We start from the raw sequence: 13,898 nt of genomic DNA, 5'->3' as shown, positions 1-13,898 counted from the left end.
TGAAATTAATTTAAAATGAAACGATACGTATCGTTTTATTTTTTAACTTATGACAGAAAAATGTTCACGCCGTAAAGCAATTATTTTAGCGACGGTTATCGAGGTTTTAGAAAGCACTGAATATAGTAAGCTGACCATTGAGGAAATTGCTCATCGTGCTGGTGTTGGAAAATCAACAATTTATCGATGGTGGACGCATAAAGCTCAATTGGTTTTTGATGCGTTTAAGCAATCAACAGCATGTGTTTTTGAATTAGATTTTACGCAAAGTTTAAAAGTTAATTTAGTGCAACAATTGTCGAAATTAAGTCAAGCCTTACAACAAGGTGTGGGCCGAGCACTATTGGCTGCGATTGTAGAATGTCGCGAAGCAGCGGGTGCTTTTTTTCAACAATATTTATTGCCTCGCCGTGAACAGATGCGGAAGTTAATTGATATTGCGATTGAAAAAAAAGAGATTAAAGCGCGTTATTGTTTTGAACTGATGCTAGATACCTTATATGCACCGATTCATTATCAAATTATCTTTTTTAATCGTATTCCAGATACAGCATATATTGAGCAATTGGTTGATCTGGTCTTAGATCCTATTGTGATTCCTGCCTAAAATTTTGAGTAAAGTAAATCACTATGTTAATCAACACATCAGAAAGATTATGGAATAGAACATTTATTTTATGTTTATTTAATAATTTATTTTTATTCACATATTACTTCGCATTATTGGCCGTGCTGCCTATTTATATTATGAAGGATTTAGCAGGAACAGTTGAGCAGGCAGGGTTAGCTTTAACTTTATTTTTAGTCTCCTCAATTGCCGTTCGTCCATTTTCAGGTCTAATTATTGAAAAGATTGGAAAAAAAATTAGTTTTCGCGGTTCTGAATTCTTTTTTATGTTATTTGCCTTAAGCTATCTTTGGATTGATAGCATGTGGTCATTATTAATTGTAAGATTTTTACATGGAATTTGGTTTAGTATATTAACCACAGTCGCTGTTCCTGTTGTGAACGATTTTATTCCTGAAAATCGTAAGGGCGAGGGAATGGGTTATTATGTGATGTCGACCAATTTAGGTGTCGTGTTTGGTCCTTTACTGGCCTTGACCACGATACAATTCACCAGTTTTCGTACTTTATTTATGATTTTGGCTGTGCTCATGGCATTGGGTTTCATTTTCTGTTTATGTGTACGTATCAAAGAACATGGTACGATTTTGGCCAGATCTAAACCCAATCATCAATTAAATTTACATGATATTATCGAAACAAAAGTCGTTCCTGTAGGTTTGGTTGCACTACTCACGGCATTGGCGTATTCGAGTGTTATGAGCTTTATTACAGCATATAGTGAAGTCAAGCATCTACTTGCCTATACCAGTATTTTCTTTATTGTTTTTGCCTGTTCAATGATCATTGTTAGGCCTTTAGTCGGACGAATGTATGATCAAAAAGGTCCAAGTTCGGTGATTTATCCTTCTTTTATTTTATTTGCAATCGGATTAATCATCGTTAGTTTTTTAACCAATCAATGGGTACTTTGGATTTCAGCAGTATTTATTGGTATGGGGTATGGCACATTATTTCCATGTTTGCAGACGATCGCGATTCAATCTGTCGATAAAGAAAGAATGGGGCATGCAATTTCTACATTTTTTACCTTATTTGATTTAGGTTTAGCTGTAGGCTCTGTGATTATGGGCATTTGTATTGCTTGGGTTGGATTCCAAAATACCTATATTCTATGTGCGGTAATTGCATTAATGACATTATTTATTTATAAAATTATGGTTGTACCGACATTGACAAAAAAGTACAGCAGTTGAGGTGAAACTTATGGAATTACGTCATTTACGTTATTTTATTGCTGTTGCAGAAGAATTGAATTTTACCAAAGCTGCTCAACGTATGTGTACTGTTCAGCCTTCTTTAAGTCAACAGATTAAAGATCTAGAGCAAGAAATTGGTGTGCAATTGTTGATACGCTCTAATCGTAAAGTGGAACTGACGATGGAAGGGCAAGCATTTTTAAAACAAGCACGTTTATGTCTTGAATATGCAGAAAAAGCCATTAATGATGCCAGATTGGTGGCTCAAACCAATAGTAGTCATTTAAATATTGGTTTTGTGCCTGTCGCAGAAATGAAAGTTTTTCCATATATTATGCCGAAAATACGGGCATATTTTGCAGATATTAAAATTAGTTTTCATAGTTTAACGGATGCAGAACAATTTAAACGCTTAAAAAAAGGTGAAATTGATATTGCCTTTACCCGTTATATTGATCAAGATCCTGAGCTTGAATATGTTCAGGTATTTGATGAACCATTAACTTTAATTGTACCCAAAGACTCATCTGAAGCACATTTAAGTCATATCAGCATTAAATCATTTTCTCAGCATAAATTTGTGATTAGTGATGAATTGGCTTCACCACAATTGTATAAACTGATTCAAGATTTTTTCAAACAATATAAGTTGAATTTAAATGTAGTTCAGTACTCAACCAATATTTTATCCAATGTAAATTGGGTTGGAATGGGTGTCGGCTGGAGTATTGTACCTGCTTATGTTATTCCACTACTGGGAGATAAAATTATTGTCAAAAATACGATTGAGCCTTTACCTATGATTGGATTATATGCCAGTTATCGTAAAGATCAAAAAACAGAAACAATTGACTTGATTTTAAAGCTGTTAAAAGAGCAATTTTATATGGGCTTTTTTTAATGGAATAAATATTGTTAAGCTTTTAATTTTTTAAATCATTATTGATATTGTATATGAATAATGATTTTTTTTTGGTTCAACTGCAGGTGTTATAGGGCGTTATGATCAATTTTAGCTCAGCCAAATTATAGATAAAATTTTAGCCTATATTTCAATAAAAAGTCACCATCATGATACGGTCCCTATCCTCAATCAATTGGCTTATAATCAACGCTGATGATGCGTTTCTGGAGTAGATATCATGAAATGTCATTGTTAAGTCTGAATATTATACAGTATTTATTAAAAGCTTGGATGCAGCTATAGGCTAAGGTTGACTGAGGATCTATGTCGTGATGATTGGCTTAAATACAGCGTAAGATCGATAGCGCATCATAAAATTTTGAGCAAAAAAGACCACACCGATTGTGTGGTCTAGGCTGGAGATTCTTTCTGTTATTTTACATGCAGTTTAGCAAATAGTTGATTGCTTATACTGTTTAAGGTCTGCGGGATTGCTATTGCGGCAACAAAGCGGTCTGGACGTAGAATTACAATTGACTCATTGGTTTTACCAAACCAGCTACGAATATCCGTACCTAAATCACCAACGGTAATGACATTTTCTATCTCTTGACGCTGTGGATTTTGTAATTGGACTGCTGGAATGACGTTAATAAACTTAATGCCTAATTTTTGCCATTTTGCCAAATTTTCAGCAGTTAAGCCCCACTTTGGATTAACCCCCCACGCAATAATAGCAAAGTTATTGCCAATGACTTCATCCAGTAAAATTGTTTGTCCTGATGGTAATTTTACTTCAGGCTGAATAAACATTTTACCTACAGGAGAATCTTTTTGGGTTGTCGCAACCAAAGCCCCATCATGATATTTAGGCATGGGTTTAAAGCGCATTTCAAGCAAGTATTGTTTAATCGGTTTAATGTAATTTAAAGCATAAGCAATACCATCACGGACAAAACCTTGCCATTTTTTTGGTGGTGCAAGGACGTGACCTGCCATTACTGAAAGATCAATCATGGCTTTGGCATGATCTTTACGTTCAATTTGATAACTATCTAATAGTTCAGGTGTTGCTTTATGTTGTACGACTAAAGCAACTTTCCAAGCCAAGTTAAAGGCATCACGCATACCACTGTTATAGCCTTGACCTTGCCATACGGGCATAATATGTGCAGCATCACCAGCCAATAAAATACGATCTACCCGAAATTTATCTGCAATACGTGCATTATGGGTATAGACACGTTGACGAATTACTTCAATACCATCGGTTGTTGGTAAAACTTTCGACAGTAATTGAGCAATATTTTCTGGTTTACTGAGTTCTTCCTGTGTTTCCCCAGGCATCACCATAAATTCAAAACGACGAATACCATGTGGTAATGCAGCAGATACATAAGGACGAATTGGGTCACAGCATAAATAAATATGTGGTGTTGCGAGTGGATCATTTTCAATATCAATCACGATCCATTGATTTGGTGCTGTTTTACCATCAAAGCCAATATTTAGGCTACGTCTGACAATAGAGTTACCGCCATCACAAGCAATCAGATACTGTGCATGAATAATTTCTTGTTTTTGTGCCTTATCTTCCAGCTTAAGTGTAACGCCTTGCGCATCTTGACTAAACTCAGTCAGTTGGCGTGAAAAAAGTACGCGAGTATCTTTATATTGTTTAAGCCCATTGAGTAATACATTGTCTACTTGTGGTTGAATAAATGCATTACGACGTGGAAAACCAAATTCACGTGTCATGGGTTGAATATCTGCAAAGCAGCGTCCTTTGGGAGTGAGGAATCGCATCGCATGGTTCGGTGTCGTATGAGGAAGAACCTGTTCAACAAGGCCAACTGATTGAATAGTTCTTAATGATTCATCATCAATACCAATTGCACGAGGATAATCAATCAGTTGATCCAATTGTTCAATCACTGTGACTTGAATTCCTTGTTTGCTTAAATAGTTCGCAATTGTTAAGCCAACTGGTCCTGCACCTAAAATAGCAACTTCAGTTGAATAATCTGTTGTGTTAGTCATAGCGAATGTCCATTTATCAATTCACAAGTGATGACTATTAACGGTTAAGTAACCTAATTCATCAAGCTATTCGATAGTGGAAACAGATGATTCAAGTGAGCACATAAAAGTAATTTCAAATATGTAAATATTTAATTTTTATAGATAAAATTAAAAAATTAACTATTTTAAAATTAGATATAATGATCATTAATTTCTATAGTAAAGTAAAATAAAAAAAGCTGAATTACCAAAGTAATTCAGCAATGTTCTCAACGGAACCAATTTTGAGATATAGACATTATCTCAAAAGTTACTGAGCTGGAGTCTCAGTAGATGTTGCATTAGGTGTTGCTTCAGAGCCTGCAGTTGTTGGGGCAGAAGCGTCTTCTTCAACAACAACCATGCTTTCAGTTGTTGGTGCTGATGATGCCATTTTTTCATTTGTAGCAGCAAATGTAGTGGCAGCAGTGGCAGTCACGAGTGTTGCAAGTAAAATTTGAGTTAATTTCATATGAGCATCCTTAAATAACAAAACAAGTATCCATATTTATCATCACTAAACATGGACTGAGTCATCCTAAGAGCCAAATGTATTTAGAGCAATAAAACTCACAAAGCAAAACAGTTTCATTTACATATAATACACATAGTATTTATTTGTGTTTTATTTTTGTAATATATAACGATGTTGAAAAATTTTTTTTGTATGAAAATATGATAAACGAATGTTTTTTCTACATATTTAGATACTTATTGTTACATTAAGATGCTGATTTAAATCATCAGACAGTTTTTTATCATCATGAAAAATGTAATAAAATATTTCAAAAAAGATGACTATTAAATAATGATAAAAACTTGTTAGCATAGAAAATATTTAGTTTTTATAAGAATTTCTGTGAAATTATCTGTAATTAAACATACCCCGACACATATTATCGCTGGTTTTTTAGGTGCTGGAAAAACCACTTTTTTAAATACATTATTGCGTCAGAAACCAGCAACAGAAACGTGGGCTATACTCATCAATGAGTTTGGCCAGATTGGTATTGATCAATGTTTATTACCGGATCAGTCTGGTTATGCCATTAAAGAATTATTAGGCGGGTGTTTATGTTGTAGTAGTCAATTGCCTATGCAAATTGCACTCTCTCGACTATTAAGTGAGGTTCAACCTGATCGTTTGTTTATTGAACCCACGGGTTTGGGTCATCCAGCACAGCTGATTGAGCAATTGACAGAACCACATTGGCAGCAATATCTGTGTTTAAAAAGCCCAATAACCGTGATTGATGGTTCAAAAATACAGCATGATGAATGGATGAAACATCCCTTATATACTGAGCAATTAAAAGCAGCACAGATGATCGTCGTTTCCCATTTAGATCGAATGCAACCGAGTGACTTCGTTGCATTAAATCAACTTAAGCAAGAGTTCAAGGCTTATGCAAAGACATGGTTAGCACAGCAGTATGATCAAATTTTGTTATCACAGCTTGATCTTGATTACGTCGCAGCACAGCGTCAAATACAGCCACTATTGCAGCTACAAAAAGCAGCATCGATCACACAGCAGCCAGTCGAAATTAAAAAACTACCTTATCATTACGTTGAAACAGCACAACATTATAGTGTGGCAGGGTGGAAATTTCCTAAACGATGGATGTTTAATTTTCATGATGTTTTGGATCTATTATGTGAACAAAAAGACTGGCTTCGTATTAAAGCAATATTGTATACAGATCAGGGGTGGAAGGCGTTTAACTTCAATGCAGAGCAATTTAATTATCAAGATACGATAGAAAATATTGATAATCGACTAGAAATTATCTATCAATCAGAGCGTCACTGGAATGATTTTGAAACACAGCTATTATCTTGCTGTCGAGCAGATCACCCCATGTTGTGAAAAGTAGAGTAGAGATCGGATATCTCATAACATATCGATATATCATGATAATGGTAAATAGTATGATGATGTGGGGTTAATCCTGTATGGATGAATCACGTTTGCTATTAAAAAATGATCATACTTTACTGATCATAATGATCGGTTTGTTCGAGATATGGTACTCAATCCGCATTTTACGCATGAAATCGAGTATGCTAAGTGCCTAATTTGAGGATTTATGTATGGCACTAAAAGCCACGATTTATAAAGTAGATTTAAATATTGCAAATATGGACAGTCATCAATATGGTGATTACCAATTTACTATGGCACTTCACCCATCTGAAACGATTGAACGTTTAATGGTACGCATCTTGGCATATGCTAAATATGTTGATGATGGATTAGAGTTTACGAAAGATTTATTTGAAACCAATGAACCTGCCTTGTGGGAAAAAGACCTCACCGGTCAATTGGTAAAATGGATTGAAGTCGGTATGCCAGATGAGGATAAAGTCAAAAAAGCTGCTGCACGTTGTCAGCAAGTGAGTATTGTGACTTATGGCAGTAGTGTAGACGAATGGTATAAACGTAATAGTAAGCTTAAAACATTGCGTAATGTTGAGGTTTGGCAATTAACGCCAGAGACAACAGCAGCGATACAAGTATTGTGTCAACGCACCATGCAACTACAGCTTAATGTGATGGATGGTGAATGGACTTTGCTGAGTGATCATGGTCAAGCTGCAGTGGAGTGGATTCAGTTACAGTAAGTAAGAGAGTAAATGATGAGTAATGAATTAGAGATTATTGATTTAAAAGTAGGTGAGGGTAAGGCGGCTGTTAAAGGAGCTTTAATTACCACCCATTATACCGGTTGGTTAGAAGATGGTACAAAGTTTGACTCTTCAATTGATCGCGGTAATTATTTTGAATGTGTTATTGGGACTGGTCGTGTAATTAAAGGCTGGGATCAAGGCATTATGGGGATGAAAGTTGGTGGTAAACGTAAATTAATTGTTCCAGCACATTTGGCTTACGGTAATCGTAAAATGGGCAATGTTATCCCAGCCAATTCTAATCTTATATTTGAAATTGAGCTGTTTGATGTAAAAACACGAGATTAGTGCGATTCAGCATTGACCATATAATAGCAGATTATATGGTCAATCAAGAGCAGGAGACTATTATCGTCATGGATAGATCAAGATAATCGTAATGACAACATTTTTATCATTTGTGCTTGTCTTTTTTTGATAAATTTCCATAATTCAGTTTTCTTTTTTGAACTTAATCAATGTCATTATTTGAAATTATTGCAGTTATTATTAGTGTTATTGCGGTTTTTTTGACCATAAAAAGACATCTTTACTGTTGGTTTTTTAACTTTCTGTCTTATGTGTTATATGCCATTTTATTTTTTGAGTTTAAATTATACGCTGAAACCATCTTACAATTATTTTTCATGTTGATGGCGATCTATGGCTATATCACTTGGAAAAAAGGCTTACAGCAACAACATCAGGTGCTGGTGAGTAACTTAACTATCCTAAATAGTAGTTATCAGATCTTGATCACCATAATTTTAGGCGGTCTGTTTGGTGCGATATTGGCATATTGGACTGATGCAGCAGTACCTTGGTTGGATGCACAACTTGCTGCATTTAGCTTGCTGGCAACCTATTGGAGTACACAAAAATATATTAAGACATGGTCATTGTGGATTATTGTCGATGTGATCTATGTGATGATGTTTATCTATCAGGAATTATATTTAACTGCTGGGCTATATGCTGCGTTTGTCATTTTAGCAATAATAGGATGGCAGCAATGGAAAGCTATTTATGCCCAACAAACGGAAACTGCCATATTGATTAAACAATAATTGGAATACTGCAACATCAGAATGAATTACTGATGTTGCATTAAAATTTTATGCTTGATAGAGCAATGAATTTAGAGAGGATTTATTCATGTTATCGTGCAGGTAGATCAAACCAGATCAATTGGCTTTCTTCTAATGCATAGATCGATGTTACGTCACTCAATACCAGCGCATCGCCAGCACGGATAATGTAATCCCCTATTTCAATCACACCACGGATTACATGAATATAATTTAAACCAAATTGTGATGCTACATCCAAGTGTTGATGATCCTGTAATACAGCTGTTTTGACTTCCGTTTGCTGGCGAATATGCATAGCTGCATTGTCATTCGGACCTGCAATCACATGCCATTGATTGGGTTGATGATGAGGATCAAGTTGGATTTGTTGATAACTAGGCTCAGCATTTTTAACATCAGGATGAATCCAAATCTGTAACAGATGAACAGGTATATCACCATGATTTATTTCACTATGCTGAATACCAGTCCCTGCACTCATTAATTGCCATTCACCAGCTTTGATTTGTCCTTCATTACCCATACTGTCTTTGTGGGTCAGGCTACCTTCAAGCACACAGGTTAAAATCTCCATATTGTCATGAGGATGAGTGCCAAAGCCACGATGTGCAGCAATGGTGTCATCATTAATGACACGTAATACACTTACTCCCATGTATTTAGGGTTATACCATTGACCAAATGAAAAGCTGTGTTTTGAGTCTAACCAATCTATTTGGACATGACCACGTTCTTCATTACGATGTAAATATGCGTTCATGATGGAATATCTATCGTTGTTTTAACATGATTGCTATTTTATTGTTTTATTGTTGTGCAATACATGCCAGCTTGGCAAGGCTGTGTTCTTTTTTTGCAACAATTTGATTTGGAGGATGTGGATTAAAAATCAGCATGCCTGATGAGTGCATGCTGATCGGTTTGGTAAATAAGGTCGATTTTGATCAATCATTTCTAACAGCACTGATAATTAAGTGATCCAGATATTGATTCAAAATCTATGCTTTATTCTAAAAATTTGACAGTCACGCCCGATTTAACTTTGCGGCCTAAATCATTGGCATCCCAGTTGGTTAAACGAATACAGCCGTGTGAAGCTGTTTTTGAAATCGCAGATGGATTTGGTGTACCATGGATACCAAATGATCTTTTACTTAAGCCAATCCAGATATTACCTACAGGACCATTTGGACCTGGTGGTAATGACAGTGGTTTAAGGTTTTTACCTTGTACGAAGTTGCTTGGTGAATAACTATACCAAGGATTTGGTGCAACACCTGTAACTTTATAGGTACCCGTTGGTGATGGTGTATCCGAACTACCAATCGTTGCAGGGAATGATGCAATCATTTGATTTTTGCTGTTAAACAGATACAGTTGTCTTGCACCTTTATGTGCCACAATCAAATGAATGTCTTCAGGCAAGTTATTACGGACATTGGTAACAATAATTTTTTCGCCCACTTTATTAAAATTAGCATTTGGATTTAATTTTTTAAGAAAATCTTCATCCATATGGAATTTTTCCCCCAGCATTTCTGACACGCGGGTATAATATAGTCCAGGCATTTTTGCTTGTAAGGCATAGTCACGTGGAATAGATTTGGCATAAGGCCCTTTTAAATCAGCATCAGTAATGATGTATTCCACAAATGCAGGCTTTGCTGCCTGTTTTTCAATCAGTTTATCCCATGTTTCTTTAGTTAAGATACCTGTCGGTGCAAGACCATTCATTTGTTGAAATGCTGAAATTGCCTTGAGGGTATTTTGACCACTAGAACCATCAATTGCACCAGGTGATGCATGAGCATTATTGAGCATGACGTGTGCACGAGCATAAACAGGCAGTTGACCTTTACCAATATTGTCGTACCACTGGGCATTATTGAGACCTTCTAAAGTCCAAGTTGCTTTGGTACTGGCAGGGTTGCTGCTGTTGCTTGTTGATGTCGAAGTTTTCTCTGTTTTTGCTTCACTTGCTGGAGCGATGCCGCTATCTGCAGTGCTATCTTCACTTCTTTGTAATTGATCGAGTGTTCGGGAAGCCTGATCTAAATCCTTTTGTTCTTGTAAGGTAATTTTTGCCTCTGAAGCACTTTGTGTGGCTGAGGCTTCAACTGCTAAAGGATCGATTGGATCTTCTACAGCAATATCAGTCATTTTTTTAGGATTTAAAGGTTGTTCAGCATTAGGTGCAGCAAATACTGTACCTGCAAAAATGCAGCTTAAACTCATTGCGAGTAATGTGCGAACGAACATGTAATTCAGCCTTAAGAATTATGCATTAAAATTTTAAAAACCATATAATTATTACAGAAAAAAATCACAGTTGCAGTAAATGTTTGTATAAAAATCAGTTTTATGATTTCACTACAAAAAATCTGTGCATACAGATGAATAATATTGGTGGTTAAAAATAGATAAAATTACTATTAAATCATATTGTTGTTACAGTAATTTTCTTCGATTAAGAAATAACACATGATCATGATTTAGAGCATATTAACCTGAATATATCGGTTATTTTTCATTTGATATCATCTAAATAAATTATAAAAAGGTTGTATTATTAGTGGGTATGCCGAGTATTTTGATACCAATAAATGGGTATATTGATCAGCAATCATGATGAAGCCATGTTATATGATGGCTGATAAAATAATCGCTTTGAGTGATGATGATTCTATTTGATCTGATCATGTCAACGATTGATGAAATATCAATAGCCTCTGATGTGATTATTCAAAGTCGTTGCTTTTTGTTATGATGCTTTTAAGATTAAAATTAACATTAGGATAGGTAAATGACGACCTTAAAAAATGATCGTTTTCTACGTGCTTTGTTGCGCGAACCTGTAGACACTACGCCAGTATGGATGATGCGACAAGCAGGCCGTTATTTACCAGAATATCGAGAGACACGTGCTCAAGCAGGTGATTTTTTATCATTATGTAAAAATACTGATTTTGCTTGTGAAGTGACGCTACAGCCTTTACGCCGTTATGATTTAGATGCCGCAATTTTATTTTCAGATATTTTAACTGTTCCTGATGCTTTGGGGTTGGGATTATATTTTGAAGCAGGCGAAGGTCCTAAATTTCATAAAACCATTCGTAGCGAGGCGGATGTTGCCAATTTGCCTCAGTTTAATGCCAAATCTGATTTGGCTTATGTGATGAATGCCGTGAGTACCATTCGTTCAGCACTGGCAGGGCAAGTCCCTCTGATTGGTTTTTCTGGTAGTCCTTGGACCTTGGCAACCTATATGATTGAAGGGGGCTCCAGTAAAGATTTTCGTTTTACCAAGCAAATGATGTATGCACAGCCAGAAGTTTTACATGCTTTATTGGCACGTTTAGCAGATGCCGTGATTGATTATTTAAATGCACAGATTGACGCAGGTGCACAAGCCGTACAGATTTTTGATAGTTGGGGCGGTGCGTTGGCACATCGCGAATATCTTGAGTTTTCTTTACACTACATGCAAAAAATTGTTGCTGGTTTGCAGCGTGAAAAAGAAGGTCGCAAAATCCCTGTTATTTTGTTTACTAAAGGTGGGGGCCAATGGTTGGATGCGATGGTGGCAACTGGTGCGGATGCTTTAGGATTGGATTGGACGACACCATTAAATATTGCTCGTCAAACTGTTGATGGGCGTACAGCTTTGCAAGGTAATTTAGATCCTGCAACTTTATATGGTTCGTCTGAGCGTATTATTACAGCGACCACCGCCATGTTGGATGATGCATATGCTCAAGGCGAAAAAACAGGTTATATTGCTAATCTAGGACATGGAATTACACAGTGGGTCGATCCAGAGAAGCCAAAAATCTTTATTGATACTGTTCATGAATATAGTGCCAAATATCTTTAAGGTTGCTATATGTCGGTATTTTTCTCATCTTTATTTGAGTTTTCATATAAGGCAGTTTCGGCTGCCTTATTTGGAATATTGCTCTTGGCGGCATTTATATTGACATCTCCTATGGGAGATCATCTGTATTATGGTTTCTTCCGCTATGATTATTTATTGTTTTATGCACTGATTATTCAAGCATGTTTATTGTATAGCAAGTTAGAATCTTGGGCTGAAGCCAAAGTCATTGCCCTATTTCATGTGATGGCAATGGTTATGGAAATTTTTCTAACCAGTCCTGCTATTGGTTCTTGGCATTATCCACAGCCTGCCATTTTTAAAATTTATACTGTGCCTTTATTTGCCGGATTTATGTATTCTGCGGTGGGAAGTTTTTTAGCACGGACATTACGTCTTTATCATGTATCGATTCAATATCTACCTAGTTTTGCCAATATGATGGCATTGGCATGCTGTTCTTATATTAACTTTATGTCAAAATTTTTTATTCCAGATATACGTAATTTTTTATTTATTTGGAGTATTGTCATTTTTTGGAACACCAAGATCACATTTAAGTTAAAGCATACTCAACTGAAACTACCCATGTTGCCAGTACTGTTTATTTTGGCATTTATTATTTGGATTGCAGAAAATATTAGTACTTTTAACAAGATTTGGTTGTATCCGAGTCAGGTGGATGCATGGCATATGGTGGGATGGGGTAAGTTAGGATCATGGTATTTATTGTTGTTACTGAGTTTGGTTTTGGTATTGGCAATATTGGGACAGCGTAAGCCAAATGGATTTTGGAAACTCAATGATGCTTAACACAGAGCGTGTTAAGCATATTGAAATCTGCTCACATCAGATGTGTAAACACCAGTGAGCAGTGGTTTAGTAATGTTCTGGTACGGCTGCTAAAAATTCACGACGTTCTTCTTTATGGGTCTTAAAATCACCAATAAAAGATACGGTACGGGTGGTAGACTCTTGTTTACTCACACCACGCATCATCATACACATATGTGCGGAATCAATCATGACTGCAACACCACGTGCGCCAGTGACTTCTGCAACGGCTTCGGCAATCTGTTGGGTTAAGTTTTCCTGAATTTGTAAGCGACGTGCAAACATTTCTGTAATACGTGCGAATTTAGACAGTCCAAGTACTTGTCCTTCAGGTAAATAAGCAATGTGTACACGGCCATGGAAAGGCAATAAATGATGTTCACAAAGAGAGTAAAACTCAATATTTTTAACTAAAACCATTTCACGATTATCGGAAGGGAAAACCGCATTATTGGTCACTTCTGTCAGGGATTGCGTATAGCCAGAGGTTAAATATGAAAAAGCTTTCGCAGCACGCATAGGCGTATCTTTAAGACCAGGACGATTCAGATCTTCGCCAACGGAAGTGAGGATATTTGCATAGGATTGCTGCATAGACATAAGGCGTGTTCACTGTACACTGAGATTGAACAAGGAC

At 36.1% G+C, this 13,898-nt stretch carries 14 protein-coding genes; 9 read left to right on the top strand and 5 right to left on the bottom strand.

Going from position 1 to position 13,898, the window contains the following annotated elements:
• Window positions 1-49: 49 nt before the first annotated feature.
• The 3 genes from QSG86_RS15010 to QSG86_RS15000 are packed head-to-tail and all read left to right on the top strand — an operon-like array spanning window position 50 to window position 2,728.
• Window positions 50-607, top strand: a complete 558-nt coding sequence (locus QSG86_RS15010) for a TetR/AcrR family transcriptional regulator (RefSeq protein WP_317032232.1) — start codon at window positions 50-52, stop codon at window positions 605-607.
• Between the two features lie 23 nt (window positions 608-630).
• On the top strand, window positions 631-1,824 hold the full coding sequence (locus QSG86_RS15005) for an MFS transporter (protein WP_317032231.1): 1,194 nt from the start codon (window positions 631-633) through the stop codon (window positions 1,822-1,824).
• Window positions 1,825-1,834: 10 nt separating this feature from the next.
• Complete coding sequence (locus QSG86_RS15000) at window positions 1,835-2,728, top strand: LysR substrate-binding domain-containing protein (protein ID WP_317032230.1); 894 nt, start codon at window positions 1,835-1,837, stop codon at window positions 2,726-2,728.
• Between the two features lie 435 nt (window positions 2,729-3,163).
• Here the strand turns inward: QSG86_RS15000 and QSG86_RS14995 are convergent, their stop codons facing one another.
• Together QSG86_RS14995 and QSG86_RS14990 are read right to left on the bottom strand one after the other, a co-directional pair.
• On the bottom strand, window positions 3,164-4,771 hold the full coding sequence (locus QSG86_RS14995) for a bifunctional 3-(3-hydroxy-phenyl)propionate/3-hydroxycinnamic acid hydroxylase (protein ID WP_317032229.1): 1,608 nt from the start codon (window positions 4,769-4,771) through the stop codon (window positions 3,164-3,166).
• Between the two features lie 292 nt (window positions 4,772-5,063).
• A complete protein-coding gene (locus tag QSG86_RS14990; protein WP_317032228.1) occupies window positions 5,064-5,264 on the bottom strand; it encodes a hypothetical protein in 201 nt (66 codons plus the stop codon).
• Between the two features lie 387 nt (window positions 5,265-5,651).
• Between QSG86_RS14990 and QSG86_RS14985 the strand changes: the two genes are divergently transcribed.
• From QSG86_RS14985 to pnuC, 4 genes are all read left to right on the top strand, one after another.
• On the top strand, window positions 5,652-6,662 hold the full coding sequence (locus QSG86_RS14985; protein WP_317032227.1) for a CobW family GTP-binding protein: 1,011 nt from the start codon (window positions 5,652-5,654) through the stop codon (window positions 6,660-6,662).
• A gap of 224 nt (window positions 6,663-6,886) precedes the next feature.
• Window positions 6,887-7,417, top strand: coding sequence for a YaeQ family protein (locus tag QSG86_RS14980; RefSeq protein ID WP_317032226.1), 531 nt, complete (start codon window positions 6,887-6,889; stop codon window positions 7,415-7,417).
• A gap of 15 nt (window positions 7,418-7,432) precedes the next feature.
• Window positions 7,433-7,771, top strand: a complete 339-nt coding sequence (locus QSG86_RS14975; RefSeq protein ID WP_317032604.1) for an FKBP-type peptidyl-prolyl cis-trans isomerase — start codon at window positions 7,433-7,435, stop codon at window positions 7,769-7,771.
• 170 nt (window positions 7,772-7,941) lie between these two features.
• The gene (pnuC, locus tag QSG86_RS14970) at window positions 7,942-8,529 is read left to right on the top strand and encodes a nicotinamide riboside transporter PnuC (RefSeq protein ID WP_317032225.1); all 588 of its coding nucleotides are present in this window, start codon (window positions 7,942-7,944) and stop codon (window positions 8,527-8,529) included.
• Between the two features lie 91 nt (window positions 8,530-8,620).
• Here the strand turns inward: pnuC and QSG86_RS14965 are convergent, their stop codons facing one another.
• A complete protein-coding gene (locus QSG86_RS14965; protein ID WP_317032224.1) occupies window positions 8,621-9,313 on the bottom strand; it encodes a pirin family protein in 693 nt (230 codons plus the stop codon).
• 245 nt (window positions 9,314-9,558) lie between these two features.
• Entirely contained in the window at window positions 9,559-10,812 is a 1,254-nt protein-coding gene (locus QSG86_RS14960; RefSeq protein WP_317032223.1) for a L,D-transpeptidase, read from the bottom strand.
• A 544-nt stretch (window positions 10,813-11,356) separates the two neighbouring features.
• Between QSG86_RS14960 and hemE the strand changes: the two genes are divergently transcribed.
• Both hemE and QSG86_RS14950 read left to right on the top strand, forming a co-directional pair.
• Window positions 11,357-12,427 carry a uroporphyrinogen decarboxylase gene (gene hemE / locus QSG86_RS14955; protein WP_317032222.1) on the top strand — a complete coding sequence of 357 codons (1,071 nt, stop codon included), beginning with the start codon at window positions 11,357-11,359 and terminating at the stop codon, window positions 12,425-12,427.
• 9 nt (window positions 12,428-12,436) lie between these two features.
• Window positions 12,437-13,240 (top strand): DUF817 family protein, encoded by an 804-nt coding sequence (locus QSG86_RS14950; protein WP_317032221.1) that lies wholly within the window; start codon window positions 12,437-12,439, stop codon window positions 13,238-13,240.
• Window positions 13,241-13,306: 66 nt separating this feature from the next.
• Here the strand turns inward: QSG86_RS14950 and folE are convergent, their stop codons facing one another.
• Window positions 13,307-13,855: a GTP cyclohydrolase I FolE gene (gene folE / locus QSG86_RS14945; RefSeq protein WP_317032603.1), complete on the bottom strand. Its 549-nt coding sequence runs from the start codon at window positions 13,853-13,855 to the stop codon at window positions 13,307-13,309.
• Between the last annotated feature and the right edge of the window lie 43 nt (window positions 13,856-13,898).

Origin of the sequence: Acinetobacter sp. SAAs474, assembly GCF_032823475.1 — a bacterium.
GTDB lineage: Bacteria > Pseudomonadota > Gammaproteobacteria > Pseudomonadales > Moraxellaceae > Acinetobacter.
This window is presented reverse-complemented; position numbering and strand designations above follow the sequence as displayed.

Excerpts from the sequence above, each read along its gene's own strand:
- QSG86_RS14975 (WP_317032604.1), top strand. The coding sequence starts at position 7,433 with ATGAGTAATGAATTAGAGATTATTGATTTAAAAGTAGGTGAGGGTAAG.
- QSG86_RS15010 (WP_317032232.1), top strand. The coding sequence starts at position 50 with ATGACAGAAAAATGTTCACGCCGTAAAGCAATTATTTTAGCGACGGTT.
- QSG86_RS14980 (WP_317032226.1), top strand. The coding sequence starts at position 6,887 with ATGGCACTAAAAGCCACGATTTATAAAGTAGATTTAAATATTGCAAAT.
- QSG86_RS15000 (WP_317032230.1), top strand. The coding sequence starts at position 1,835 with ATGGAATTACGTCATTTACGTTATTTTATTGCTGTTGCAGAAGAATTG.
- QSG86_RS14965 (WP_317032224.1), bottom strand. The coding sequence starts at position 9,313 with ATGAACGCATATTTACATCGTAATGAAGAACGTGGTCATGTCCAAATA.
- QSG86_RS14990 (WP_317032228.1), bottom strand. The coding sequence starts at position 5,264 with ATGAAATTAACTCAAATTTTACTTGCAACACTCGTGACTGCCACTGCT.
- pnuC (WP_317032225.1), top strand. The coding sequence starts at position 7,942 with ATGTCATTATTTGAAATTATTGCAGTTATTATTAGTGTTATTGCGGTT.
- QSG86_RS14995 (WP_317032229.1), bottom strand. The coding sequence starts at position 4,771 with ATGACTAACACAACAGATTATTCAACTGAAGTTGCTATTTTAGGTGCA.
- QSG86_RS14950 (WP_317032221.1), top strand. The coding sequence starts at position 12,437 with ATGTCGGTATTTTTCTCATCTTTATTTGAGTTTTCATATAAGGCAGTT.
- hemE (WP_317032222.1), top strand. The coding sequence starts at position 11,357 with ATGACGACCTTAAAAAATGATCGTTTTCTACGTGCTTTGTTGCGCGAA.
- QSG86_RS14960 (WP_317032223.1), bottom strand. The coding sequence starts at position 10,812 with ATGTTCGTTCGCACATTACTCGCAATGAGTTTAAGCTGCATTTTTGCA.
- QSG86_RS15005 (WP_317032231.1), top strand. The coding sequence starts at position 631 with ATGTTAATCAACACATCAGAAAGATTATGGAATAGAACATTTATTTTA.
- folE (WP_317032603.1), bottom strand. The coding sequence starts at position 13,855 with ATGCAGCAATCCTATGCAAATATCCTCACTTCCGTTGGCGAAGATCTG.